The sequence below is a fragment of the Sphingobium sp. TomTYG72 genome, from assembly GCF_055394715.1.
Genome location: NZ_AP027336.1, coordinates 1,926,177 through 1,949,537, shown reverse-complemented (window position 1 = coordinate 1,949,537; position 23,361 = coordinate 1,926,177). Strand labels below are relative to the sequence as shown.

Annotated in this window: 22 protein-coding genes; 13 read left to right on the top strand and 9 right to left on the bottom strand. The window is 62.0% G+C overall.

Translation table 11 applies throughout. The features are described from left to right. Nucleotides 1-102: 102 nt before the first annotated feature. The 5 genes from rpmF to ACZ5U1_RS09635 all read left to right on the top strand — a co-directional run bounded on the left by rpmF (nt 103) and on the right by ACZ5U1_RS09635 (nt 3,196). Nucleotides 103-282: a 50S ribosomal protein L32 gene (gene rpmF, locus ACZ5U1_RS09655; protein ID WP_081570365.1), complete on the top strand. Its 180-nt coding sequence runs from the start codon at nt 103-105 to the stop codon at nt 280-282. Between the two features lie 65 nt (nt 283-347). Further along, nucleotides 348-1,373 (top strand): phosphate acyltransferase PlsX, encoded by a 1,026-nt coding sequence (gene plsX, locus ACZ5U1_RS09650; protein WP_449474679.1) that lies wholly within the window; start codon nt 348-350, stop codon nt 1,371-1,373. Beyond that, nucleotides 1,370-2,338, top strand: a complete 969-nt coding sequence (locus ACZ5U1_RS09645; protein WP_464778223.1) for a beta-ketoacyl-ACP synthase III — start codon at nt 1,370-1,372, stop codon at nt 2,336-2,338. Before plsX ends, ACZ5U1_RS09645 begins: the two co-directional genes overlap by 4 nt. A 125-nt stretch (nt 2,339-2,463) precedes the next feature. Beyond that, complete coding sequence (gene ihfA / locus ACZ5U1_RS09640; RefSeq protein WP_449474233.1) at nt 2,464-2,760, top strand: integration host factor subunit alpha; 297 nt, start codon at nt 2,464-2,466, stop codon at nt 2,758-2,760. 73 nt (nt 2,761-2,833) lie between these two features. Beyond that, nucleotides 2,834-3,196 (top strand): MerR family transcriptional regulator, encoded by a 363-nt coding sequence (locus ACZ5U1_RS09635; RefSeq protein WP_464778222.1) that lies wholly within the window; start codon nt 2,834-2,836, stop codon nt 3,194-3,196. A 201-nt stretch (nt 3,197-3,397) separates the two neighbouring features. Here ACZ5U1_RS09635 and ACZ5U1_RS09630 read toward each other — a convergent pair whose 3' ends face one another. The 3 genes from ACZ5U1_RS09630 to ACZ5U1_RS09620 are packed head-to-tail and all read right to left on the bottom strand — an operon-like array spanning nt 3,398 to nt 7,117. After that, entirely contained in the window at nt 3,398-3,940 is a 543-nt protein-coding gene (locus tag ACZ5U1_RS09630) for a SixA phosphatase family protein (RefSeq protein WP_464778221.1), read from the bottom strand. After that, entirely contained in the window at nt 3,937-6,687 is a 2,751-nt protein-coding gene (locus ACZ5U1_RS09625; RefSeq protein ID WP_464778220.1) for an ATP-dependent DNA helicase, read from the bottom strand. Before ACZ5U1_RS09625 ends, ACZ5U1_RS09630 begins: the two co-directional genes overlap by 4 nt. Nucleotides 6,688-6,739: 52 nt before the next feature. Continuing rightward, entirely contained in the window at nt 6,740-7,117 is a 378-nt protein-coding gene (locus tag ACZ5U1_RS09620; RefSeq protein WP_464778219.1) for a PilZ domain-containing protein, read from the bottom strand. A 160-nt stretch (nt 7,118-7,277) separates the two neighbouring features. On the opposite strand from ACZ5U1_RS09620, the gene ACZ5U1_RS09615 reads away from it, so the two are divergent. Then, nucleotides 7,278-8,855 (top strand): lysine--tRNA ligase, encoded by a 1,578-nt coding sequence (locus tag ACZ5U1_RS09615; protein ID WP_464778218.1) that lies wholly within the window; start codon nt 7,278-7,280, stop codon nt 8,853-8,855. Between the two features lie 240 nt (nt 8,856-9,095). Here the strand turns inward: ACZ5U1_RS09615 and ACZ5U1_RS09610 are convergent, their stop codons facing one another. The 3 genes from ACZ5U1_RS09610 to ACZ5U1_RS09600 all read right to left on the bottom strand — a co-directional run bounded on the left by ACZ5U1_RS09610 (nt 9,096) and on the right by ACZ5U1_RS09600 (nt 11,364). Further along, nucleotides 9,096-9,569 (bottom strand): RcnB family protein, encoded by a 474-nt coding sequence (locus ACZ5U1_RS09610; protein WP_464778217.1) that lies wholly within the window; start codon nt 9,567-9,569, stop codon nt 9,096-9,098. 185 nt (nt 9,570-9,754) lie between these two features. Continuing rightward, nucleotides 9,755-10,432 (bottom strand): prolyl hydroxylase family protein, encoded by a 678-nt coding sequence (locus ACZ5U1_RS09605; RefSeq protein WP_464778216.1) that lies wholly within the window; start codon nt 10,430-10,432, stop codon nt 9,755-9,757. Between the two features lie 98 nt (nt 10,433-10,530). After that, nucleotides 10,531-11,364 carry an RcnB family protein gene (locus ACZ5U1_RS09600; protein ID WP_464778215.1) on the bottom strand — a complete coding sequence of 278 codons (834 nt, stop codon included), beginning with the start codon at nt 11,362-11,364 and terminating at the stop codon, nt 10,531-10,533. 325 nt (nt 11,365-11,689) lie between these two features. On the opposite strand from ACZ5U1_RS09600, the gene ACZ5U1_RS09595 reads away from it, so the two are divergent. The 3 genes from ACZ5U1_RS09595 to ACZ5U1_RS09585 all read left to right on the top strand — a co-directional run bounded on the left by ACZ5U1_RS09595 (nt 11,690) and on the right by ACZ5U1_RS09585 (nt 15,615). Beyond that, complete coding sequence (locus tag ACZ5U1_RS09595) at nt 11,690-12,175, top strand: biliverdin-producing heme oxygenase (protein WP_464778214.1); 486 nt, start codon at nt 11,690-11,692, stop codon at nt 12,173-12,175. Next, entirely contained in the window at nt 12,168-14,738 is a 2,571-nt protein-coding gene (locus ACZ5U1_RS09590) for an HWE histidine kinase domain-containing protein (RefSeq protein ID WP_464778213.1), read from the top strand. Before ACZ5U1_RS09595 ends, ACZ5U1_RS09590 begins: the two co-directional genes overlap by 8 nt. Before the next feature lie 67 nt (nt 14,739-14,805). Further along, the gene (locus ACZ5U1_RS09585; RefSeq protein ID WP_464778212.1) at nt 14,806-15,615 is read left to right on the top strand and encodes a DODA-type extradiol aromatic ring-opening family dioxygenase; all 810 of its coding nucleotides are present in this window, start codon (nt 14,806-14,808) and stop codon (nt 15,613-15,615) included. A 159-nt stretch (nt 15,616-15,774) separates the two neighbouring features. On the opposite strand, the gene ACZ5U1_RS09580 is transcribed toward ACZ5U1_RS09585, so the two are convergent. The 3 genes from ACZ5U1_RS09580 to ACZ5U1_RS09570 are packed head-to-tail and all read right to left on the bottom strand — an operon-like array spanning nt 15,775 to nt 18,030. Then, entirely contained in the window at nt 15,775-16,311 is a 537-nt protein-coding gene (locus ACZ5U1_RS09580; RefSeq protein WP_464778211.1) for a (2Fe-2S)-binding protein, read from the bottom strand. Next, entirely contained in the window at nt 16,308-16,799 is a 492-nt protein-coding gene (locus ACZ5U1_RS09575) for a DUF2721 domain-containing protein (RefSeq protein WP_464778210.1), read from the bottom strand. The genes ACZ5U1_RS09580 and ACZ5U1_RS09575 overlap by 4 nt, the downstream gene beginning before the upstream one ends. Before the next feature lie 22 nt (nt 16,800-16,821). After that, nucleotides 16,822-18,030, bottom strand: a complete 1,209-nt coding sequence (locus ACZ5U1_RS09570; RefSeq protein ID WP_196224609.1) for an LL-diaminopimelate aminotransferase — start codon at nt 18,028-18,030, stop codon at nt 16,822-16,824. Nucleotides 18,031-18,171: 141 nt separating this feature from the next. On the opposite strand from ACZ5U1_RS09570, the gene ACZ5U1_RS09565 reads away from it, so the two are divergent. From ACZ5U1_RS09565 to ACZ5U1_RS09550, 4 genes are all read left to right on the top strand, one after another. Then, nucleotides 18,172-19,914 (top strand): PHA/PHB synthase family protein, encoded by a 1,743-nt coding sequence (locus tag ACZ5U1_RS09565; protein WP_464780011.1) that lies wholly within the window; start codon nt 18,172-18,174, stop codon nt 19,912-19,914. Between the two features lie 140 nt (nt 19,915-20,054). Continuing rightward, the gene (locus ACZ5U1_RS09560) at nt 20,055-20,897 is read left to right on the top strand and encodes a phasin family protein (RefSeq protein ID WP_464778209.1); all 843 of its coding nucleotides are present in this window, start codon (nt 20,055-20,057) and stop codon (nt 20,895-20,897) included. Between the two features lie 144 nt (nt 20,898-21,041). Beyond that, entirely contained in the window at nt 21,042-21,410 is a 369-nt protein-coding gene (gene clpS / locus ACZ5U1_RS09555; RefSeq protein ID WP_464778208.1) for an ATP-dependent Clp protease adapter ClpS, read from the top strand. A gap of 128 nt (nt 21,411-21,538) precedes the next feature. After that, a complete protein-coding gene (locus tag ACZ5U1_RS09550) occupies nt 21,539-23,320 on the top strand; it encodes a sensor domain-containing diguanylate cyclase (RefSeq protein ID WP_464778207.1) in 1,782 nt (593 codons plus the stop codon). The last annotated feature ends 41 nt before the right edge of the window (nt 23,321-23,361 follow it).

Here is a 23,361-nt window from a genome sequence, read left to right as displayed (position 1 = left end):
CGATCACCCGGGCCGCATGGGTCTGCGGCGCCTGTGGCGTCGATGTTCATCGGATTTCGGCCAGTCGCTTAACCAGATCTAATTATGGAATAAGGTGCCGACATGGCTGTCCCCAAGAGGAAAACTTCCCCGTCCCGTCGCGGCATGCGTCGCAGCCACGACGCGCTGCGCGTTGAAGCGTTCCAGGAATGCTCGAACTGCGGTGAACTCAAGCGCCCGCATAATCTGTGCGACGCCTGCGGCCACTATAACGGCCGCGAAGTCGTTGCCGTCGGGGCCTGACGACACACTCCCTCCTGCAAAGGTGTCCTGAAGTGTCCAGTCAACCGCGAATCGCAATCGACGCGATGGGCGGGGATGAAGGTGTGCGCGTGATGATGGCGGGTGTAGCGCTCGCCCGTCACCGCCACGAAGGGCTACGCTTCACCCTTTTCGGAGACGAGGCGCGGATCAAGGCCGCCCTCGACAATCATCCGAATCTGCGTGCTGCTTCCGAAGTGGTGCACGCCAGCGATGTCGTGTCTGCGGGGGATAAACCCAGCGCCGCCATTCGCAAGAAAGCCAGCTCCATGAGCATGGCGATCGCGGCGGTGAAGGCTGGCGAGGCGGGTGCTGCGGTTTCATCCGGCAATACCGGCGCGTTGATGGCGATGGCCAAGCTAGCGCTGCGTACCATGCCGGGGATTGATCGGCCCGCTCTGGCGGCTTTGTTGCCTACGCTCGGCGACAATGACGTCGTCATGCTGGACCTGGGCGCCAATACGGAATGCGACGCCCGCAACCTGGTGCAGTTTGCGGTGATGGGCGCGGCCTATGCGCGCATCGCTTTCGATCTTGAACGCCCACGCGTTCGCATCATGAACATCGGCACGGAAGACATGAAGGGCACGGAAGAAATCCGTGACGCCGCCGCGATCCTGCGCGCGGCGACGAGCCTGCCCCTGTCGTTCGATGGCTTTACCGAAGGCGACAAGATCGGACGTGGCGAGGCCGATGTGATCGTCAGCGACGGTTTTTCCGGCAATGTGGCGCTGAAGACGGCGGAGGGCACGGCCCGTTTCGTCACCGACCTGCTGCGCACGGCCTTTACCAGCTCGATCCGGTCCAAGATCGGGTTCCTGATTTCCAAGCCCGCCATGCATCTGCTCAAGCATCATCTGGACCCCAACAACCATAATGGTGCGGTGTTTCTGGGCCTGAACGGTGTCGTGGTGAAAAGTCATGGCAACGCCAATGACAAGGGCGTGGCCAATGCCGTCCATGTCGCTGCGCGGCTGTTGGAAGAAGATATTACGCGGCGTATCGCCGCCGACATGGCGGGCGTCAGCGCGCTTTCGGCCGTGGCGTCCAAACAGGAGCTCGCCGCAAAGTGATTCGCAGGTCCGTTCTTCTCGGTACGGGGTCGGCTCTCCCGGTTCGTGCTGTCAGCAATGCTGAACTGGCGGAGACCGTGGACACGAGCGACGAATGGATCGTCGAGCGCACCGGCATCCGCAATCGCCACATCGCGGGCGACGGCGAAACAACCGCAAGCCTTGCGACCGATGCTGCTCGCGCGGCACTGGACGCGGCGGGCCTGGCTGCGCAGGATATCGACCTCATCATTCTGGCCACGGCGACGCCAGACCAGACTTTTCCCGCCAGCGCGACCATTGTTCAGGCTGCGCTGGGCATCGATGATTGCGTGGCATTCGACGTCGCGGCTGTGTGCTCGGGCTTTCTCTATGCGGTGACGGTGGCGGACAGCATGATCCGGTCGGGCGCCGCGCAGAAGGCACTGGTGATCGGGTCGGAGACGTTCAGCCGCATTCTCGACTGGGAAGATCGGACGACCTGCGTCCTGTTCGGGGACGGCGCGGGGGCCATCGTGCTGGGCGCGGAGGAAAGCGCAGACGGCGCGCGCGGCATATTGGCTTCCAAGCTGCATGCCGATGGACGCCATAACCAGCTTCTCTATGTCGATGGCGGGCCTTCGACGACGAAGACGGTCGGCAAGCTGCGCATGAAGGGACAGGAAGTCTTCCGCCATGCGGTCGTCAACCTTGCTTCGGTGCTGACCGAGGTCATGCAAATAGCGGGTTTGAGCACGGACCAGATCGACTGGCTCATTCCGCACCAGGCGAATGCGCGCATTCTGGACGCCACCGCGCGGAAGCTGAAGCTGTCGCCGGATCGGATCGTCATGACGGTGGATCGTCACGCCAATACTTCCGCCGCTTCGGTGCCATTGGCGCTTGACCTGGCCATGCGGGATGGCCGGATTCAGCCGGGCGACCTACTCGTGCTGGAGGCGATGGGCGGGGGCTTTACCTGGGGCGCCTGCGTCCTTCGGGTCTAATCCGGGGCATCTCCCCGGAATTCTTTGACTTTCTTGGGCGAGTCATCTTGCCGAATCACTCAGCTTATCGCACAATTTACCATTGTCGTCGGCAATAACCCGGCGGATGAAGGTGGGGACGTTCGATGACTGGCAATGGCACCCTGACACGCGCAGATCTGGCGGAAAGCGTCAATCGTCATATTGGCCTTTCACGATCCGAGGCTGCGGCGCTTATCGAATCCATATTGGAACATATGACTTCCGCGCTGGAACGCGGGGAAAATGTGAAGATATCGAGCTTTGGCACCTTCGTTCTGCGCGACAAGACCCAGCGCATGGGCCGTAATCCCAAGACAGGGGTTGAGGTGCCGATCGAACCGCGCCGCGTGCTGACCTTCCGCGCCAGCCAGACCATGCGGGACCGCGTTGCCGCATCCTGATGGGTTAGGATAGCTGCCAGTTATTCCTGCGCATGGTTGACCTTTGCGCCCTGATAGGTGCAACATCGGACCCATGGAAAAGGCAGAGGGTGCGTTCCTGACGATTAGCGAGCTGTCCGGGGAACTGGGGCTCCCGCAGCATATTCTGCGCTATTGGGAAACGCGTTTTCCCCAGCTGCGGCCTCTCCAGCGGTCGGGCAATCGTCGTTATTACAGGCCAGCGGATGTGGCGCTGGTCAGGCGCATCAATCAGTTGTTGAACGTGGAGGGCTTCACGGTGCGGGGCGCGCAGAAGGCGCTGGCCGATGGTATAGCCGTGGCGAAGCCTGCCGCTGTTCCAGCTCCTGCTGTTTCGGCCAAGCCTGAGCCGGGTGCGGATTTGCTGGATCGGCTTCAGGCGATCCGGGCGGCCTTGGCGCAGGCTATCGGGGAGTAAGTTCAGCGCCTCGTATTTACGTAGTGCTTCGTGCTCTAATTCAGTGCCGCCCTTTAAACCCGTTCGCCCCAAGCTTATCGAAGGGCTTTACTGCCCCTCAAAAAGAAGAGGGCTTCGACAAGCTCAGCCCGAACGGAGGTGGGGGGACGGGTTGAACTCACTCTACGCCAGCAGCCGCCTTGGTCACTTAGAACAGTTGATTTAACGCGATTCTGGACCAAGCGCGGGATCCAGATCGCGCGGGCGGGTGAAGCTGACAAATGATGCCACATCCGGCTTGGCATCTTCCCACCGATCGACATCCAGATCCAGAACCGCGATGCTGGCGGTTGGAAACTTCACTTCGACATCGCTGCGCAGCGGGCTGGCGTCATTGTCCGGCACCAGTTCCAGGATCAGTTCTTCGAGACCAGGATTATGCCCTGCCAGGATCACGTTGCTGGCGGTGTCGGGTAGATCGCGCAGCACATCCAGTAGCGTTGCCACGGACGCCAGATATATGCGGCGATCCCAATGAGGATCGAGTGGCTGGCCGTAGCCTTCAAGGAAAGTATCGAGCGTCTGCACGACCCGGACGGCGGGAGAGGCGACGAGAAAGTCGAACTGCATTTTCCGGTTGCGGGCATATTGACCGATCAGCAGCGCCGCCTTTTCCCCGCGCCGGTTCAGCGGCCGGTCGAAATCCCGCTCTACCGGATCGTCCCAGTCGGACTTGGCGTGGCGCAACAGGGTCAACCGCTTCATCTTTGCTCCAGGTCGGGAATGCCGGATTCGTGTCCCCGTTGCCCTAGCGACATGCCGGCGCCAAGGCCAGCGTGGGAATGGGCGCTGACCGCAATGATCGCTTCGTCAAGGGTAAGGCGGCGAATGGGGGTGCCCGGCGGAAAGGCGCTCAGCAGCCGGCTGGGCATCGCGGCCGATAAGATGACGAAGGCGCCGCGATCCTCGGCGCGGCGGATCAGGCGGCCAAAGGCCTGGGCCAGCCGGGCGCGGATCAGCCGATCGTCATAGGCGGCGCCCCCTCCGGCGAGACGGCGGGCGGCGTGCAGCACTGTAGGCTTCGACCAGGGAACGCCCTCCATCACGACGAGCCGCAGCGAATGGCCGGGCACATCGACGCCGTCGCGCAAGGCGTCGGTGCCGAGCAGCGAGGCACGCGGATCGTCGCGGAAAATGTCGATCAGCGTGCCGGTGTCCATCGGATCGACATGCTGGGCGTAGAGCGGCAGACCCGCCCGTGCCAGACGATCGGCTATGCGGGCATGGACCGCGCGCAACCGCCGTATAGCCGTGAACAGGCCGAGCGTCCCACCGCCCGCGGCCTCGATCAGCCGCCCATAGGCGCCCGACAGTGCGGCAATGTCGCCGCGCTTGATGTCGGTGACGACCAGCACCTCGGCGCGGCCGGGATAGTCGAACGGGCTTGCCGCTTCGAACCGCTGGGCACCGTGCGGGAGATGGCTCGCCCCGCTGCGGCTTTCCGCATTGTCCCAATCGCCGCCGCCCTTGAGTGTCGCGGAGGTTATAAGCACGCCCTGTGCAGGTTTCAGAACGGTTTCAGCGAGGGGACGGGTGGGGTCCAGCCAGTGACGGTGGATGCCGATGTCGAATTCCCGCCCTTCGATGCGGTCGACCGTCATCCAGTCGACGAAATCCGCATCAGCCGGGCCGCCGATCCGCGCGAGCAGCGCCAGCCAGGCGGCGATAAGGTCGCACCGCCAGCCAAGGGAGGCAATCGCGCCTTCGATCCGGGCACGGGCTGCGCCGTCGAGCCAATCGGGCGCATCCTCAATGACTGCCTCCAGCCGTTTGCTGAGCCGGTTCAGCGGCCGCAGCAAAGCGTCGAGGGCCAGCGCCGCCTCCTGCGCGGCTTCGACCAGCGGGCCGTCGGGTTCGGCAACTTCCGTTTCGAGGCCATAGCCCGCGTCCGCTTCCCCCACGTCGGCGGCGCGGGCATAGACCGTGCCACGCACGGCTGCGAGCAGCTGTTCTAGTGGTCCGAAGGGCTCTCCTGCGACGATCCGCTTCAGCCACTCATCGGCTGGCAGCGCGCGCGCGGCGTCCGCCGCTGCGCGGATCGCCTGGCCGCCTTCCTCGTCATAGCTGGCCAGATCCGACAGGCGGGCGGCAAGGCCGCGCCGACGGCCACGCGAATTGCCTTCGGGTCCCATGACCCAGCGGCGCAGCTCGATGGCTTCCTGCCCCGACAAGGCGACGGAAAAGGTGGAGTCGGCGGCGTCGAAGAGGTGATGGCCCTCATCGAAGATGATGCGCTGGGGGCGCTGGCCTGTCTCACGGCCACGCGCGGCGTTGATCATGACGAGGGCGTGATTGGCGATGACGATGTCCGCGTCGGCCGAGGCGCGCGCCGACCGTTCGATGAAGCATTTGCGATAATGCGGACAGCCCGCATAGATGCATTCGCCCCGGCGGTCGGTCAGCGCTGTCGATCCGTTGCGGCGGAACAATGTCGGCAGCCAGCCGGGCAGGTCGCCGCCGACCATGTCGCCATCCTTGCTGAACGCCGCCCAGCGCGCGACAAGTTGGGCGAGGATCGCTGCCCGGCCGGAAAAGCCGCCCTGTAGCGCATCCTCAAGGTTCAGCAGGCAGAGGTAATTTTCGCGCCCCTTGCGTACGACGATGCGCCGCGCTGCCGTTGCCGGATCGGGGAAGAGGCGAAGGCTTTCGCGATCAAGCTGCCGTTGGAGCGCTTTGGTATAGGTCGATATCCAGACCGTGCCCTGCGCTTCCGAAGCCCAGAGCGAGGCCGGGGCGAGATAGCCCAATGTCTTGCCGATCCCGGTGCCAGCCTCCGCCAGCAGCATGTTGGGTTGATCCCGATGCTGGCGCGGGCGGAAGCTTTCCACGGCTGCCGCCGCATAGGCGCGCTGGCCGGGTCGTGCTTCTGCCGCGCTACCGGTCAGATGCGCCAGCCGCTCCAATACCGCCTCTTCATCGAGGGAGATGGTGCGTGGCGCTGGACGCGGCGGCGTTTCCTCCCATTCGGGCAAGCGAGAAAATAACCAGCGCTCTGCTTCGGGCGGTCGGCTTATCCGGGACGCGATGAGCGGCGCCCATGGCCAGCGGAGGCGGTGCAGCGTCTGGGCGGAAGTCCAGCCGCCCTCCCGCTCGGTCCATGAAGGCGATCCGAGCATGCCCAGCAGCGCGGCGGTGGCGGCTTGCAGCAGCTGCGGAATGTCCGCTTCGCTGCCCGGCCGTTCCAGGCCGAGTGCTTCGGCGAGGCCCTTGGGCGTGGGGACAAGAAAGCGAGCGGGATGGACGAAAGCCCAGAGTTCCAGCAGGTCCAGGCCGTTAAGTTCAGGATAGCCGAGCCTTTGCCCCGTCAGCGGCGCATTGAGCAGCAAAGTGGGCGTCTCTGCGGCGCAGGCTATGGCCGCTCCCTTTGCTACCGCCCGGGTGTCTTCACCCTCGCGCAACCAGATCCCACCATGGCTGGCATGAAGGGCGGGCAGGGCAGTGGGGTCGATCACTCCAATCGCTTAGGCGACCGGGAACAAAAGGGAAACCGGAAAAAGGCTCAACTCAGCTTGCGCGGCGGCCAAATCCGGTTGGTGGTGAGGAAAAGGTGCGCGGGGCAAAGCCGCGTCCGCCATGTCTATCCGTCAGTGGCAAGCGCAGGCGGGTGCGCGCCATCTCCAGCAAGTCGAACAGCGGGCCTTCGACCAGTTCATAGGGAAAGCGAACCCCGATGCGGTCGGGTTCGGACCATTGCACCGTTCCGAAAACGATCTGTCCTTCAAACCCGATCTGGCACTGGCTTCGTGCGGGCAGGGTGCAGCCACGGATCTGCGCACCTCCTTCGCTAAGATCGACGATCGTCCCCTCCAGGCTGTCGAGCACGGTTGTGACGACAACGCTGATATCGACCCCAATGCGTTGACGGCTACGTGGTATCTGCATGGTGCCCGCAATCCCCTTTCCGGCGGCTATCAGCGATAAATGTGCCGCATTAAGGTTAATCAAGGTTAAACATAATCTCTCGGCAGTGCGGCCGGTACGCGCGCCGCTGTGCGGAAAGGCGTTCCATTTCCGGCCTTCCAAGGCTAGGGGCGTGTGCATCATGACCGTGTCCGATATCCTCCGCACCGCCGCTCAGGCGTCCAAGGCCTGGCCCTATGAAGAAGCGCGCAAGCTGCTGAAGCGCTATCAGAACGGCGCTCCCGACAAAGGCCATATCCTGTTCGAGACCGGCTATGGCCCGTCCGGCCTGCCGCACATCGGCACCTTCAACGAAGTGTTGCGCACGACGATGGTGCGCAACGCCTATCATGCGCTGTCCGACATACCCACGCGCCTGATCGCGTTTAGCGACGATATGGACGGGCTGCGCAAGGTGCCCGACAATGTGCCGAACCAGGCGATGCTGGCGGACCATCTTGGCAAGCCGCTGACTCAGGTGCCCGATCCGTTCGAGAAGTTCGAAAGCTTCGCGCACCACAATAACGCCATGCTGCGCGAATTTCTGGACCGCTTCGGGTTCGATTATGAGTTCGTGTCCACGACCGACCGGTACAAGTCCGGCGCGTTCGACGATGCGCTGAAGAATGTCCTGCGTCACTATCAGGACATCATGGACATCATGCTGCCGACGCTGCGCAAGGAGCGGCAGGCGACCTATTCGCCGGTGCTGCCGGTCAGCCCGAAGAGCGGCATCGTCCTTCAGGTGCCGATCGAGGTGTTGGATGCCGACGCCGGGCTCGTCCGGTTCGAGGATGAGGGCGAGATGGTTGAACAGTCGATCCTGTCCGGCGGCGCGAAACTGCAATGGAAGGTCGACTGGGCGATGCGCTGGGTCGCGCTGGGCGTCGATTATGAGATGGCGGGCAAGGATCTGATCGATTCGGTGACCCAGTCATCCAAGATCTGCCGCGCGCTGGGCGCGCGCCCGCCCGAAGGTTTCAACTATGAGATGTTCCTGGACGAAAAGGGGGAGAAGATCTCCAAGTCCAAGGGCAATGGCCTGAGCCTTGAGCAGTGGCTGACCTATGGGCCGCAGGAAAGCCTGGCCTTTTACGCCTATCGGGAGCCCAAGAAGGCCAAGCAGCTGCACATGGGCGTGATCCCGCGCGCGGTGGACGAATATTGGCAGTTCCGGGTGAACTATCCCAACCAGCAGGTCGAGCAGCAGCTTGGCAATCCGGTGCATCATATCCATGATGGAAAGCTGCCCGACGGCAAGCTGCCGGTGACCTTCGGCCTGTTGCTCAATCTGGTCGGCGTCATGGGCGACGCCAGCCGGGAACAGGTGTGGGGATATCTGCAAAATTACGTCCCTGAAGCGAGCGCGCAGACTTATCCTGAACTGGATGCGCTGATCGGGCATGCGCTCGCCTATCATCGCGACTTCGTGGCGCCGACGCTGAAGCGTCGCGCGCCGGAGGCCCATGAAGCCGAGGCGCTGCGCAGGCTGGACGCGGAACTGGCGGCGCTGGGCGATGACGCCACCGCCGAAGATATCCAGAATATCGTTTATGCGATCGGCAAGGACGAGGCCTTTGGCTTTGCTGAACTGCGTGACTGGTTCAAAGCGCTGTATCAGACGTTGCTAGGTGCCGATCAGGGGCCTCGCATGGGCAGCTTCATCGCCCTTTATGGCGTGGCAAACAGCCGCCGCCTGATCGCAGAAGCACTAGGTTAACGCAGGGGAACATTAGCCTCCGCTAAGCGTTCCTATTCCGGTCCACCCCCTTTCGGACTGATGGTGCGCCCAGTGCGTGCCATCGGCCGCGCCTGCTCGGAGACGGGCGGCGCGGCCAAGGGGATTTCCGAAAATTGAGGTAGTAGCAGGGGCTGCACCGCGACCGCTCTTCTGTGTCGAAAAAATAGCGAACGGCCCCGAACCGAAGTCCGGAGCCGCCGCGTCGTCGTTAGTCCTGCGTTACCAGAAGAAGCCGCGATGGACCTGCATTACGCGCCCGCTGCGGACGTTGACCAGCAGCACATCGTTATAATGCCTTACCCAGCGTAGGTTGCGGTTCGCGGGCCGGGGCAGGCGATAGCGATAGGGATCGCTGATATAATAGCGGGAATTATAGAAGCTCGGACGCAGTCGAGACCCGACTTCCCAGCGATTGTAGCGGAAGGGCGCGCGCCAATTGCCGCCGCGATAGACGTCGCGGTGCGAACGGCGATAGTCGCGCCAATCTTCGCGCAGTTCCTGCCGGGCGTCGCGTACGTCGCGGCGCTGTTCGCGCACATCGTGACGCGAGCCATAGCGTTGCGCGTCGCGCAGTTCGCGCTGCTCCTGACGCAGGTCCCGCGCACTGTCGCGCACTTCGCCGCGCGACTGGGCCATGACCGCGCTTGGCATCGCAGTTGCCGCGATCAGGCCGAGGATGATTAGTTTACGCATATATTTTCTCCCATCAGCTTGGCGGCCTGAACCGGCTGGGATCAAACTTTCATCCCGTAGGCCGGTTCCGTCACCAACAATGGGGTTATGCATCCCGGCCGCTGAACCGTCAGGGAACGGCGCTGTCAGGAATCAGTCATTTATGTCGCAACTTGTATCATGGACATGAAGGGCCGAGGCTGCGGTCAGGCCGTCCAGCGCCGCTCCCGAAACCATTTGGTCACGACATATTTGACGCCGCTTTCTACCGGCCGGGCGGCATGCAGGCTCATCGGATTGGGTGAACCGTCGGCCTTCAGGTTGTTCCAGATCAGGATCATCCCCGCAACGGGAGGCACCATGAACTCGCAATGGGGAAAATGCGTCTCCCCGCCCGCCGCGACGGGCGACAGATAGATCATCGCCGTCCAACTGCGCTGCCCGCCTTTTTTCATCATTGCGGGCCAATAGTCGGCGGTTACCGGGAAATAATCGCAATGCGCCTTATATTCCTGACCAACCGCATAGCGTTGACCCTGCAAGGTTTCGCCATTTTCGGGCGGCAACCCGGTCAGCGCGCAAATCTGGCGGCTGATGCCATCGACCAGTGGGTGCCAGGGGCTAAGGTTGCAGCTGTGGCTGGTGCGGTAATCGGCATTCGCGCTGCCGGAAAACAGCGTGGAGGGCTGGGCGTCCGCGTCGATCAGCGCGCGCAAGCCTTCGCATTCCTCGGCACTGAGGAAGTCATGGCGACCGTAGATTTCAAGGTTCGCGGCGTCGATCCGGCTGACCAAGGGGTTGCGGTCCAGCTTTGCGCGCACCGCATCGCCGATCTTCGCCCGAGTGGCCGAAGCGATGCCGCCATCATCAATCACGTCCGTCATGCCCGCTTCCTGCCGCCCTCGTCCCGCCGGTGCAAATGAAAAGGGCCTGACGCACATGGCGCCAGGCCCAGATGAAATCAGCGGATATGATCCTGCGCTTACCAGAAGAAGTCGCGGATCACATCTACGACATAGCCGTCCCGGATATCGACCAGCAGGGCATCGTCATAATAGCGCACCCAACGCAGCGTGCCGTAGGCAGGCGGCAGGCGATAGGACCATGGATCGTTGATCCAATAGTTGTTCGAGAACAGCAAGCTGTTCAGGAAGATGCCTGTAGAGAAGCTTCTGTAGCCATAGCTCCATCCGCGCGGCGCATAATAGCGGCCCATCCGGTAGCGGTCGCCATAGCGTGAGCGATAGCTGCGCCAGTCATAGCGGCGGTCCTGCCGCCAGTCATTGTCCCAGCGACGCTGACTGTTCCAGCGGGTGCGATCCTCAAACCGGCGATTGCCCGCCAGGCTGCCACGCCAGTTGTTGCCGCTGTCGAGGCGTCCTTCCGGGCGTCCATCCCGGCGACCATCACGCCAGTCCTGACGCCGGTCGTCGCGATTGCCGCGCCACTCCGCCCGGTTGTTGTCCCGGCGGTCATCCCGCCACTGCGGACGATCGCCAACGGCCCGTTCCCTGATGCGCGCATCGTTGCGCTGCGCATTGCGAGCAGCATCGGCGCGTGATTCCGCAGCACGCCACTGGCGATCGGGTCGTGCCGGAGCGGTTTGTACCCGCGCGCGATCATTTACGCGCTCTTGCCAACGCTGGGTGGAAGCCTGATTACGCACGCGGGCGTTTGCGCGATCGCCATCCTGCCCGCCGCCCCGGGATGCCCGGCCGTCGTTCCGGCCAGACTGTTCACTGCCGCGATCGCGCCATCCGTCCTGCCCGCGTTGCGCATAGGCAGGGGCCACGCCGCCAAGAACTGTCGCGGTCATCAGCCCCGCCAACATCATTTTCCTCAACATGGTCTTTTCTTTCCAAAGGGGCGCCATGCCCCGCATGATTTCCCTTTTATGTCTGCCGCCATGTCGCGACGCTGAACTCGTTCGTCAGCGATTTGAAAGAATCTCACAAATATAGATGGTCATTGGGACCTAGCGTACACAAATCGATTATCTAAGTAGAAAATCGACCAACCGCCGCCGTCGAGCTTAAAAGCTGATCCAGATCAGTGCGCGCCTCGGTGACAGCCTTTAGGAACGACGAGTGAAAAGAACGTCCAACGCCGGCCGAATTCGACAGGCCTTAAGAAAAGCGACGATGGAAAACCATCAGCGGGTGGATGATCTTTTTTCCGGCTTTTCACTGGATTCCCCTGCGGAATATGGTGCCTTTCTGAAAGCGCATGCACGTGCGCTCATGCCGCTGGAGCAGTTGGCGTTGCCCGATTCTCCGCGCTTGCCCCAGTTGATGGAAGACCTTGCTCTATTGGGCGAAACGCTGCCGGAGCCACTGGAAACAACGGCGCATGCGGGCGAAGGGTTTCGATGGGGTGCGCTCTACGCCCTGGAAGGTTCGCGGCTGGGTGGTGCCATGCTGGAGCGGCGCGTGCCTGCCGGGTTGCCCAGGGCCTATCTCAACTCTGTCCACGGCCAGGGAAGCTGGATCGCCTTTCAGCAAGCGCTGGACGAGGCGGCGGATGGTGGTGGCCAGGATTGGATCGACAACGCGATACAGGGAGCGCAAGCCGCCTTCGCTCTGTTCGCGGCAGGTGCTGCGGCGGAACGGGTGAGCAGTCATGGCTGAACGCGATGGACGGGAGATGGCCGACTTCGCCGTCGACATCAGCAATTGCGATCGCGAACCGATCCATGTGCCGGGCACCATACAGCCTTTCGGCTTTCTGGTTGCGCTGACCGCCGACTGGCTGGTTTCCCGTGTCTCGGCAAATTGTGAACAGTTCATCGGGCTGACGCCTGAGCAGATGTTGGGAAAGCCGATCAGCGGCCTGTTCCGGGACGATGCCATCCATTCGCTGCGGAACCGCATCACGCTGCTGCGTGGCCCGGACGCGGTCGAACGAATGTTCTCGCTGGTGTTGATCGACGGCGTTCCGCCCTTTGACATTGCCGTTCATTTTTCGGGCTCGCTGGTGGTGATCGAGGCCGAACCTGCTTTCGCGGACGAGATCGAGGCGACCAGCATGGTGCGCTCCATGGTCGCACGGCTTGCTCAAACGGACAGCATGGCAGCCTTCCTGCGCGATGGGGCGAGGCAGGTGAGGGCCTTGACCGGATTCGACCGTGTCATGGTTTACCGCTTTGCCGATGGTGGCGACGGCGAAGTCGTGGCCGAAGCGCTGCGGCCGGGCATCGACAGCTTTTTCGGGCTGCATTATCCAGCTTCGGACATTCCGACGCAGGCCCGGGCGCTGTACCTGCGCAACATTTTCCGCGTCATCGCGGACGTACAGGCAGAGCCGGTTCCGGTGATCCCCGTGCTTGATCCCACTGGCGCGGCGCTCGACATGTCGTTGTGCCTGCTGCGCGCGGTTTCGCCGATTCACATCGAATATCTCGGCAATATGGGCGTGGGGGCTTCGCTTTCCATCTCGATCATTGTCGAGGGGCGCTTGTGGGGTTTGTTCGCCTGCCACCATTATGGCCCGCGCCTGCCGACCTTCGCGCAGCGTAGCGCGGCTGAGCTGTTCGGACAGATCTTCTCCATGATGCTGGAAAGCCGCGAGCGGGCGGAGACGGCGGATTATGAAGGGGAGGCGCGGCAAGTTGCCGACCGCCTTATGTCCGCCGTGGCGCAGGATCATGATCTGCTGTCCAACGCCCGTTGGCTGGGTGACGTCATCTTCGACACCGTGCCTGCGGATGGCGTCGGCGTGTATATCGACGGGGACGTGACGCTGGCCGGTTTGACGCCGGACAGGTCCGCTTTTGCGGCGATCGTCTCGATGCTCAATCGTGCGGCAGCCAGCCAGGTGTTCGCGACCGACTGCCTCGGCCGGGTGATGCCGGAGGCGGAAGCCTATGCCGATCGCGCTGCGGGCCTGCTCGCCATTCCGCTATCACGGCGACCCCGCGACTATGTCGTGCTGTTCCGCGCCGAGCAGATGCGTTCGGTGCGCTGGGCAGGTAATCAGGAAAAGCATATCGAATATGGCCCCAACGGGCCGCGCCTGACCCCGCGCAAGAGTTTCGAGGAATGGTCGCAATTGGTGAAGGGTAGGTCGGTGCCTTTCACCCCGGCAGAATTGCGCGTCGCCGAAGCACTGCGGACGGCTCTGCTGGAAGTGGTGCTACGCCTTTCCGATTCCGCCAATGAGGAACGGCAGAAGGCGCATGAAAAGCAGGAACTGCTGATTGCCGAGTTGAATCATCGGGTCCGCAACATATTGTCGCTGATCCGTGGGCTTTTGTCCCAGACGCGCGACAATGCCCGGTCGGTGGACGAATTCATCGCCACGTTGGAAAGTCGTGTGCATGCCCTCGCTCGCGCTCATGATCAGATCACGGCGGATCGCTGGGCACCGGCACGGTTGCAGGACCTGATCGAGGTTGAGGCCGGGGCCTATCTGGGTGAGCGGCGCGACCGGGTCAAACAGACCGGCCCCAATGTACTGCTGACGCCGTCGGCCTTCACCGTGCTAGCACTGGTGATACATGAGCTACTGACCAACGCCGCCAAATATGGCGCGCTTTCCGATGGTGGCACGGTTGCGATCGACTGGCGTGTCGATGCGGAGGGCAGCTTGCTGCTCGACTGGAACGAAAGCGGTGGCCCGGCCGTCGTCGCCCCGACCCGCCGGGGTTTCGGGTCCACGGTCATCGAACGGTCGATCCCGTATGACCTGGATGGCAAAGCCGAGATTACCTACCGCCTTTCCGGGCTGGAGGCGCATTTCTGCATCCCATCCCAGCATATCGTGTCGGTTCTGCCGGACGTCACCGTTGGGGAAAGATCGAAGCCCGCGCCCGCGCCTGCTCCCGGCTTGCTCAAGGGGCGCAATGTCCTTCTGGTCGAGGACAATATGATCATAGCGATGGATGGTGAGGATGCGCTGCGCGACCTGGGCGCGGACGTGGTCACCGCCGCCAGTGTCGGCCGGGCACGTGAAGCCATCGATCTGCACGCGATCGATTTCGCCGTCCTGGATTTCAACCTGGGCAATGAAACCAGCCTGCCCATCGCCGACATGCTCACGGAAAATGGCGTCCGCTTTCTGTTCGCGACCGGCTATGGCGATGGCCTGGACCTGCCTGAGCGGTTCAGCGGCGTCACTTTGCTGAAGAAGCCCTATTCCGGCGTCACGCTGGCGCAGGCGATTGCTCCTATTATCGAGGCGAGCGAAGCGTAGGACGGCGAAACGCACTGTTTCATGCCGCTCACTTGCATGGTGAGGGGCGGCGCGCGATCTAACGGTCATGAAACAGCCCAGCCTTTATATCCCGCACGGTGGCGGTCCTTGCTTCTTCATGGACCCCGCAGACCCTGACCGCCCCCACAGCGACCCGATGTGGCAGACGATGCAGGACTATCTGACGCAACTGGTCGAGAGCCTGCCCGAACGGCCGCGCGCGATGTTGATCGTGTCGGCGCATTGGGAGGAGCCGGTCCTTACCGTACACAAGGGGGATCGCCCGGACCTTCTGTTCGATTATTATAATTTCCCGCCGCACACCTATTCGCTGAAATGGGATGCGCCGGGAGCGCCCGCCGTCGCCGACCGCGCTGCCGAACTGCTGCGTGATGCTGGCTTCCCCGTGGCCGAGGAGTATGAACGTGGATGGGACCACGGCGTCTTTATCCCGATGAAGGTCACGCGGCCGCAGGCCGACATTCCTGTCGTGCAACTGTCGTTGAGAAAAGACCTCGACCCACAGGCGCATATCGCGGCGGGCCGCGCGCTTGAACCGTTGCGGGATGAAGGGGTCGTAATCATCGGGTCGGGGATGAGTTTCCACAATATGCGGGTCCAGGATTCGCAGGCGCGAACACCATCGCTATTATGGCATGAGGCTTTGACTGACGCGGTAACGGACCCGGACTCCCAACGACGATCGGCTCGCGTCGCTGCGTGGGAGACTTTGCCGGAGGCGCGCTTCGCCCATCCTCGTGAAGAGCATCTGCTGCCGCTGATGGTGGCGCTGGGCGCGGGCGGCGATGATGTCGCGCAGGTTGACTATGACGACGCCGTGCGGGGATGGCCGGTATCGGCCTATCGTTTCGGTTAAAGTAGAGTGCTTTTAATCTGAATCACTCACCCGTTCGGGCTGAGCCTGTCGAAGCCCTTCTCTTCGTGAAAAAAGTAGAGCCGTTGGCTTCGCCGGCCTTCGGCTCGACAAGCTCAGGGCGAACGGTATTGAGATGTTTCCAATTTAAAGCACGAAGCTCTAGGGACGGCGGAGCGCGGGGACTACGTGCGCAGCCTCTTCAGGCGATACGCCGGGGGGCGGGGCTGCCTCGACCTGCTCCTCCCCGCGCATCACCTTCCCGGCACGTTTGATGGCGCCGCGCAGGCGGGGGTAGATGCCGCAACGGCATATGTTGGTGATGGCAGCGTCGATATCCTCGTCACTCGGATCGTTGTTGCGCTTCAGCAGAACCGATGCCGCCATGAGGATGCCGGGGACGCAATAGCCGCACTGCGACACATTGTCGGCCGCGAAGACCTGTTGCAGCGGGTGGCCGCGATCGGGGGAAAGCGCTTCTATGGTGGTGACGAAGCGCCCTTCGGTCTCCCTAATGCTGACTTGGCATGAGCGCACCGCCTGCCCATCGATATCAACCGTGCAGGCGCCGCAATCGCCCGTCCCACAACCATATTTGGTGCCGGTCAGGTTGGATGCGTCGCGCAGCGCCCACAGTAGCGGCGTGTCGGGGTCCATGCGATATTGGACTGGCCGGTCATTGACCGTGAATTTGGTCATGCGCCGTCTTCCCCCTCCACCTTGTGATAGAGCACTTCGTTGCGGATGTGGATGGTGCGCGATGCCAGACGGATTTCCTGGATGAACGTCGCGAATCCTCCCGCCTGAAGCAGCATGGCAAGACTGAACAGAATGGCGATGGGCGTGCCAAGGTGCGCGCCGAACAAATTGCCCGCAAACAGCAGGATGACGACCAGACAGACCGCGCAGGCGGACGCCACGGAAAGGAAGATCGCGACATTGACCACGCTCATGCGCCGGTCCAGCACGCGGATCTCACCCACCAGGCGGTCATGTTCCTTGCCGCGCGACATGAGTATCTTTTCTTCGACACGTCTGGCCCTGTCGATAATCCGGGCAAGGCGCCCCGTGCAGACGTTAAGAAACGCGCCGATGCCCGCGAGCAGGAACACCGGCGCCAAAGCGAGCTGGATCGTCTGCGCGACCTGCGAAACCTGGGGCAGGGGGATTGTCGAGTGAAGCGACACGCCTAGACTCGCTGCCCCTCCGTCAGGCCGCGCCCTTGGCGGGCGTATTGATGCCCATGGACTTCAGATACTGCTTGATGTTGCGCGCCGCCTGCCGCAGCCGCTGCTCATTTTCCACCATGGCGATGCGCACGAAGCCTTCGCCATCCTCGCCATAGCCGACGCCGGGCGCTACCGCGACCTTGGCGTGGGTGAGGAGCTGCTTGGAAAATTCCAGGCTGCCCATGTCCTTGAGCGCGGGGGGCAGCGGCGCCCAGGCGAACATCGACGCCTTGGGCGCCGGAATTTCCCAGCCAGCGCGGCCGAATGCCTCGACCATCACATCGCGACGCTTGTGATAGAGTTCGCGATTCTTCTGAACAATATCCTGCGGCCCGTTGAGCGCCGCGCAGGCCGCAGCCTGGATCGGCGTGAATGCGCCATAATCGAGATAGGATTTTACCCGCTTGAGCGCCGCGATCAGTTTCCGGTTGCCGACCGCGAAGCCGATGCGCCATCCCGCCATCGAATAGGTCTTGCTGAGCGAGGTGAATTCGACCGCGACATCCTTGGCTCCTGGAACCTGCAGGATCGAAGGCGTCGGATTGCCGTCATAATATAGCTCGGAATAAGCAAGGTCGGACAGGACCCAGACGTTATTTTCCTTCGCCCAGGCGACCAGCCGCTCGTAAAAGGCAAGATCGACCGTTTCGGCCGTGGGATTGCTGGGATAGCCGACGACCAGAATGGAGGGGCGCGGTACGGTGAAAGCCATCGCGCGCTCCAGCGACTTCCAGTAATTTTCGTCCGGCGTCGTCGGAACCGAGCGAATGGTCGCGCCAGCGATGATGAAGCCGAACATGTGAATCGGATAGCTGGGGTTGGGCGCCAGAACGACGTCGCCGGGCGCGGTGATCGCGGTCGCGAGGCTGGCAAGCCCTTCCTTCGACCCCATGGTCACGACGACCTCGGTCTCCGGATCCAGGTCTACGCCGAAGCGGCGGCCATAATAATTGGCCTGCGCCTTGCGAAGCCCCGGGATGCCCATCGACTGGGAATAGCCGTGGGCGCTCGGTTTTTGCGCGACTTCGCACAGCTTGGCGATGACATGGTCGGGCGGCGGCAAATCAGGATTGCCCATGCCCAGGTCGATAATGTCCTCACCCGCGGCTCGCGCGGCGGCCCGCATCGCATTGACTTCAGCGATGACATAGGGTGGCAGGCGCTTCATGCGGTAGAATTCTTCGGACATTATAGGGCTTTCCTGAAAGGTCTCCATGAGGAATAGTGCTGCACGCACTTTCGCGCGATGCGCTCTGGCTATAGCCCGCCAGATTGGCTCACGCCAGCGAAAGCGGCGGACATGAAGGATGCCAAGGGGAGGAAGGTGGCCATGGAAGCGCAGAACCTCAACGAGCCTCATCTGCCGACGCTGGAACAGATGCAGCAATGGACAGAAGTTGTCGGCCGGGCGCAGCAGCTCATTCTGGAGCAGGCTGCCGGGGCCACGGGGAGGGCGATGCCGTTCGATCCGGATGCGGTGGCGCGCATCCAGACAGGCTTTGCCAATGAAGGTCTGGCCCTGTGGCAGCGTTTTCTTGACGCGGGGGGCATGCTTCGCGACCAGCCGGACGCGCCGCCTCCCGAAAGCCCAGCCGCGCGCAAAGATCGCCGCTTTGCCGATCCTGCCTGGACCAAGCATCCTTTCTACGACCTGATCCGGCAAAGCTATCTGCTGATGTCGGACTATCTGCTGAAATTGACGGACGCGGTCGATGGGGTCGATCCCAAGCAAAAGGCAAAGCTGCGTTTCGCCACCAGCGGCATGCTGGACGCGGTGGCGCCCAGCAATTTTCCGCTGACCAACCCCCTCGTCATGGAAAAAACCCTGCAAAGCGGGGGCGAAAATCTGGTCAAGGGCCTCCAGCACATGCTGGCGGACATGGAAAAAGGTCAGCTGACCCAGACGGACGGCACCGTCTTTGAGCTTGGCCGGAACATCGCGACCACCCCCGGCAAGGTGATCAAGGAAACGCCGCTTTATCAGCTGATCCACTATGCGCCGACCACGGACAAGGTGCTGGAAACGCCCCTCGTCATCTTCCCGGCGTGGATCAATCGCTTCTACATACTCGACCTGTCACCGGAAAAAAGCTTCGTCAAATGGGCGACCGACCAGGGGATCAGCGTCTTCCTGCTGTCCTGGAAATCCGCCGATGCGTCGATGAAGGACCTGCTGTGGGATGATTATATCGTCCGGGGCCAGATCGACGCGATCGACACCGTGCGCGAACTGCTCGGCGTACCGAGCGTTCATACGATCGGTTATTGCGTGGCGGGCACCACCCTTGCTGCGACCCTGGCCTATCTTGCCGAACGTGGCGAAGCCGACAAGGTGGCGAGCGCGACCTTCTTCACGGCGCAGGTGGACTTCACCGAGGCAGGGGACCTTGGCCTGTTCGTCGATGATGAGCAGATGAAACTGGTTGACCAGCTTTCGACCGGGGGCTTCCTGGATGGGCGCTATATGGCCGCGACGTTCAACCTGCTGCGCGGCCGCGACCTGATCTGGAACTATGTGGTCAATAATTACCTGCTGGGGCAGGATTATCCACCGTTTGACCTGCTATATTGGAATGGCGACACCACCAATCTTCCTGCCCGCTGGCACAAAAATTACCTGACGCAGCTTTATCGGGACAACCAGTTGGTGGTGCCGGGTGCGCTGACCATCGACGGAACGCCGCTTGATCTGAGCAAGGTGAAAACGCCCGCTTATGTCCAGGCGGGACGGGAAGATCATATCGCCCCTCCGGAAAGCGTGTGGAAAATTACTTCTCACTTCGCCGGGCCGATCCGGTTCCTGCTGGCGGGGTCGGGCCATATCGCGGGCGTGGTCAATCCTCCGGCGGCGAATAAATATCAATATTGGGCATGCGAGGAACTGCCTGCCAGCCTTGCCGACTTCGTGGCGAACGCGAAGGAGACGAAGGGAAGCTGGTGGCCGGACTGGATCGAATGGATTCGCTCTCATGGTGATTCGATGGTCTCTGCCAAAGACGGTGGGCGCGTGCCTGGTGCCGGTTCTCTGAAGGCCATAGAGGATGCGCCAGGCCGCTATGTTAGAGAGCGCTAAGCCTCACAAAACACGCTGATTTCAGGCGGGTAGAACAAGGACCGATTTCTCCGCCAATCTCATTTTGCTGCACTGCACAAAAATTCTTGCGTTTGCGTTTTGAATTATATATTGTGCACTGCAGCAACGGAGAACCTTTTATGCCAGTCACTCCAAAGCCTGCTCGCCGCAAGGCAGCGGCCAAGACGCCCGGCTCTACATTGTCGGCGGCTGAAGCATTGAAGGCTGCGGAAGAAGCGGTGAGTGTCAGCCCGAAGGTTGCGCCAGCGCGGAAGGCCGTGGCGGTCAAGAAGGCGGCGGTTAAAGCCGCAAAGCCTGATCCGGTCGCGATCGTCGCCGCCACCACGGCGGTCGATGCAGCGCCTGAACCGGCTGCTCCGCCAGCAATTGAACCGGCCCCTCATGCACCAGCGCCGCTGGTCGAAGAGGTTGCCATCGAAATCGAAGAAACCAAGAGCCTTTCGTCCGAGGCCGGGCCGGTAGAGCCCACCATGCTGCCTGCCACAGAAGGAACCAAGATGATGAACGACGTGATCGAAACCGGAAAGAAGTTCGCTGAAGAGACCAAGGCCAAGTTCGAGACGGCCTATGCCGGTCTGAACGAGAAGGCCAAGGCTGGCGTCGAAAAGTCGACCAAGGCCATCGAAGAGCTGAGCGACATCGCCAAGGGCAATGTCGAAGCGCTGGTCGAATCGGGCAAGATCGCTGCCAAGGGCATTGAGACCCTGGGCCAGGAAGCTGTCGATTACAGCCGCAAGAACTTCGAGAAGGCGACTGCCTCGCTCAAGAGCTTCTCGACCGTCAAGACGCCGACGGAATTCTTCCAGCTGCAGAGCCAGCTTTTCTCGAGCAGCTTTGACGAGCTGACCAAGGAAGCCGCGAAGAGCAGCGAAGCGCTGATCAAGCTGGCTGGCGAAGTCGCCCAGCCGCTGACGGCGCGGGTTACCGTTGTCACGGACAAGGTAAAGTCGCTCGCCGCCTGATCGGCGGTAAAAGACTAGAAAGAATGAAGCGGCTCTCACCCTGGGGTGGGGGCCGCTATTCTTTTGCGCCGCCCTCCTTTGCACGATGACCTGCAATCTGTGCCCCTTGCCTTGAGGGCCGGAATCGCCATATCCTCACCCGTCATGAGCAGCATCAGCATATATCGGGAGAAGATGGCGGGCCGGGACCAGGATGATCAGGGTGAAGGCCCTGGCGGTCCCAATGTCGGCATCGCGACGCGCACTCGCGCCCGCACAAAGAAGCCGTCTCTCTACAAGGTATTGATGCTGAACGATGACTACACGCCGATGGAATTCGTCGTGCATGTCCTTCAGCAGTTTTTCCGCATGGACATGGAAGAAGCCACCCGCGTGATGCTCCACGTGCATCAGCGCGGCGTCGGCGTTTGCGGCATTTTCAGCTATGAAGTGGCGGAGACAAAGGTGAACCAGGTGATGGACTTCGCCCGGCAGAACCAGCATCCGCTGCAATGTACGCTGGAAAAGGCCTGAACTGCCGCCTGAACCGCCGAAAGCACGCCTGCCCAAATTGTAAGATGATGAAAGTGATGCTTTTGTCGTCGTCCGGCGCCGCTCATGGTTATTATATATTAAGGATGGTTGCTTAGGCAGAGGGCGTCATGCCTGCCATTCTCCGTTCTCCTTCTTCCAGACTGACGCCGCTGGTTGCTGGCATTGCCTATTTCCTTATGGCGACGCTGGCGATGCTATGCTCGCGGTTCGAAGGGGGGCTCGCGTTTGTATGGGCCGCCAACGCGTTGCTGATGGCGGAATTGCAGACATCGGAAACCAGCTATTGGCCGCGCGTAATCGTGGCTTGCGGCATTGCCAGCATCATATCGACGACGCTGTTTGGCATGGGGCCATGGGCAGCCCTGCCCATGGCGTTTATCAATATCGCCGAATCGCTGATCGTCGCAATCCTGTGCCGTCGGTTCATTCCCGTCCACCTGAGTGACGGGTCGAAGCGCTCCCTCCTCGTCTTCATCCTCGCACTTTGCATCCCTGCCAATATCATCGCGGCTACCGGTGCGGCGTTTGTCGCCTCGACCCTTACGCCCGTGTCCTTCGGCCCTTCATGGCTACAATGGTATAGTGGCCATGTGCTGGGCGGCCTGGTCTGCACGCCGATCCTGACGATGCTGTTGCAGGGGCAGGTTGGCACATGGGCTCGGGAGACATCCGGCAAGCAGAAGCTGGAGGCCTTGGCACTTCTGGCTATTTTCGCGGCCGTGATCGTCCATATATTCTATTTCGCGCATTACCCGTTGCTGTTCCTGCTGCTGTTGCCGCTGGTCGCGATCGCGTTCCGCATCGGGTCATTGGGAACGGCGGCCGCCGTCGTGCTGCTTGCCGTGATCGGCGGGGCAGCGACCATAACGGGCCATGGACCGGTGAACATGTTGGCCGGTAGCGTCGGTGAACGGACCCAGTTGTTTCAGTTCTTCCTCGCCTTCACTTTCCTTCTGTCCATGCCGATTGCAGCCGAACTGAACGGGCGCCGCCGCTTGTTCCAGATGCTGCAGGCGAGCGAGGCCCGATATCGGGCAATAGCCGAACATAGCGGCGACCTGGTGTTGAACGTCAGCGTTGACGGAGTCATCCAATATGCTTCGCCTTCAGCGGCCGAGCAGATCGGCTGCGCGCCCGCTATGCTCGTCGGCCGTTCGGCCGACATCATGGTCGATCCCAAGGATCGCGCGGAGGTTCACGATGCTCATCAGCGTGCTCTGGCACGGCCGGGCGACGTGCAGACAGTGGAGTTCCGCCCGGCAGCTTTCACGGACGGGGTGGATTGGTGCGAGATGGTCACCCGCGCCGTGTTGGACGAACAGGGCCTTCCCATCGGAGTGGTCAGCACGATCAGGGATATGTCGCGGCACAAGGCACGGCAGAGGGCGTTGCAGCGCGTCGCCGCCGTCGATACGCTGACCGGCGCCGACAGCCGCTGGGCCTTCGTCGAAAAACTCGATCAGGAAATCAAGCGGGTGGCGCGAGGCGCAAATGCCTGTTTGCTGATGATCGACATTGATCATTTCAAGTCGGTCAATGATCGCTACGGCCACGGGGTAGGGGACAAGGTGCTCTCCAGCTTCGTCGAGCGCCTGCGTCCTGGCTTGCGCGGCGGGGACAGTATCGGAAGGCTAGGTGGAGAGGAGTTCGCGATCCTTCTGACTGGCACCGATATCCAGCGTGCCAGCATGGTGTGCGAGCGGCTGCGGAAGATGGTGTCTGCCCAGCGGATCAGCACCGTAGGCAGCGAATCGATCGCCATTACCTTCAGCGCAGGGCTTGTCGAACTCGACGGACGGGCCAGCAGGGCGGATCTCCTCGATGCAGCGGACAAGGCACTTTACCGAGCCAAAAATAGCGGGCGGAATTGCCTGCGGCTTGCCGCTTGAACTAGCTGCCCGGTCTCGCGAAAACGCATCGTTGATCCTCA

Coding starts and splice junctions, on each gene's coding strand:
- rpmF (WP_081570365.1), top strand. CDS start 103: ATGGCTGTCCCCAAGAGGAAAACTTCCCCGTCCCGTCGCGGCATGCGT.
- plsX (WP_449474679.1), top strand. CDS start 348: ATGGGCGGGGATGAAGGTGTGCGCGTGATGATGGCGGGTGTAGCGCTC.
- ihfA (WP_449474233.1), top strand. CDS start 2,464: ATGACTGGCAATGGCACCCTGACACGCGCAGATCTGGCGGAAAGCGTC.
- ACZ5U1_RS09635 (WP_464778222.1), top strand. CDS start 2,834: ATGGAAAAGGCAGAGGGTGCGTTCCTGACGATTAGCGAGCTGTCCGGG.
- ACZ5U1_RS09630 (WP_464778221.1), bottom strand. CDS start 3,940: ATGAAGCGGTTGACCCTGTTGCGCCACGCCAAGTCCGACTGGGACGAT.
- ACZ5U1_RS09620 (WP_464778219.1), bottom strand. CDS start 7,117: ATGCAGATACCACGTAGCCGTCAACGCATTGGGGTCGATATCAGCGTT.
- ACZ5U1_RS09615 (WP_464778218.1), top strand. CDS start 7,278: ATGACCGTGTCCGATATCCTCCGCACCGCCGCTCAGGCGTCCAAGGCC.
- ACZ5U1_RS09610 (WP_464778217.1), bottom strand. CDS start 9,569: ATGCGTAAACTAATCATCCTCGGCCTGATCGCGGCAACTGCGATGCCA.
- ACZ5U1_RS09605 (WP_464778216.1), bottom strand. CDS start 10,432: ATGACGGACGTGATTGATGATGGCGGCATCGCTTCGGCCACTCGGGCG.
- ACZ5U1_RS09600 (WP_464778215.1), bottom strand. CDS start 11,364: ATGACCGCGACAGTTCTTGGCGGCGTGGCCCCTGCCTATGCGCAACGC.
- ACZ5U1_RS09595 (WP_464778214.1), top strand. CDS start 11,690: ATGGAAAACCATCAGCGGGTGGATGATCTTTTTTCCGGCTTTTCACTG.
- ACZ5U1_RS09590 (WP_464778213.1), top strand. CDS start 12,168: ATGGCTGAACGCGATGGACGGGAGATGGCCGACTTCGCCGTCGACATC.
- ACZ5U1_RS09585 (WP_464778212.1), top strand. CDS start 14,806: ATGAAACAGCCCAGCCTTTATATCCCGCACGGTGGCGGTCCTTGCTTC.
- ACZ5U1_RS09580 (WP_464778211.1), bottom strand. CDS start 16,311: ATGACCAAATTCACGGTCAATGACCGGCCAGTCCAATATCGCATGGAC.
- ACZ5U1_RS09570 (WP_196224609.1), bottom strand. CDS start 18,030: ATGTCCGAAGAATTCTACCGCATGAAGCGCCTGCCACCCTATGTCATC.
- ACZ5U1_RS09565 (WP_464780011.1), top strand. CDS start 18,172: ATGGAAGCGCAGAACCTCAACGAGCCTCATCTGCCGACGCTGGAACAG.
- ACZ5U1_RS09560 (WP_464778209.1), top strand. CDS start 20,055: ATGCCAGTCACTCCAAAGCCTGCTCGCCGCAAGGCAGCGGCCAAGACG.
- clpS (WP_464778208.1), top strand. CDS start 21,042: ATGAGCAGCATCAGCATATATCGGGAGAAGATGGCGGGCCGGGACCAG.
- ACZ5U1_RS09550 (WP_464778207.1), top strand. CDS start 21,539: ATGCCTGCCATTCTCCGTTCTCCTTCTTCCAGACTGACGCCGCTGGTT.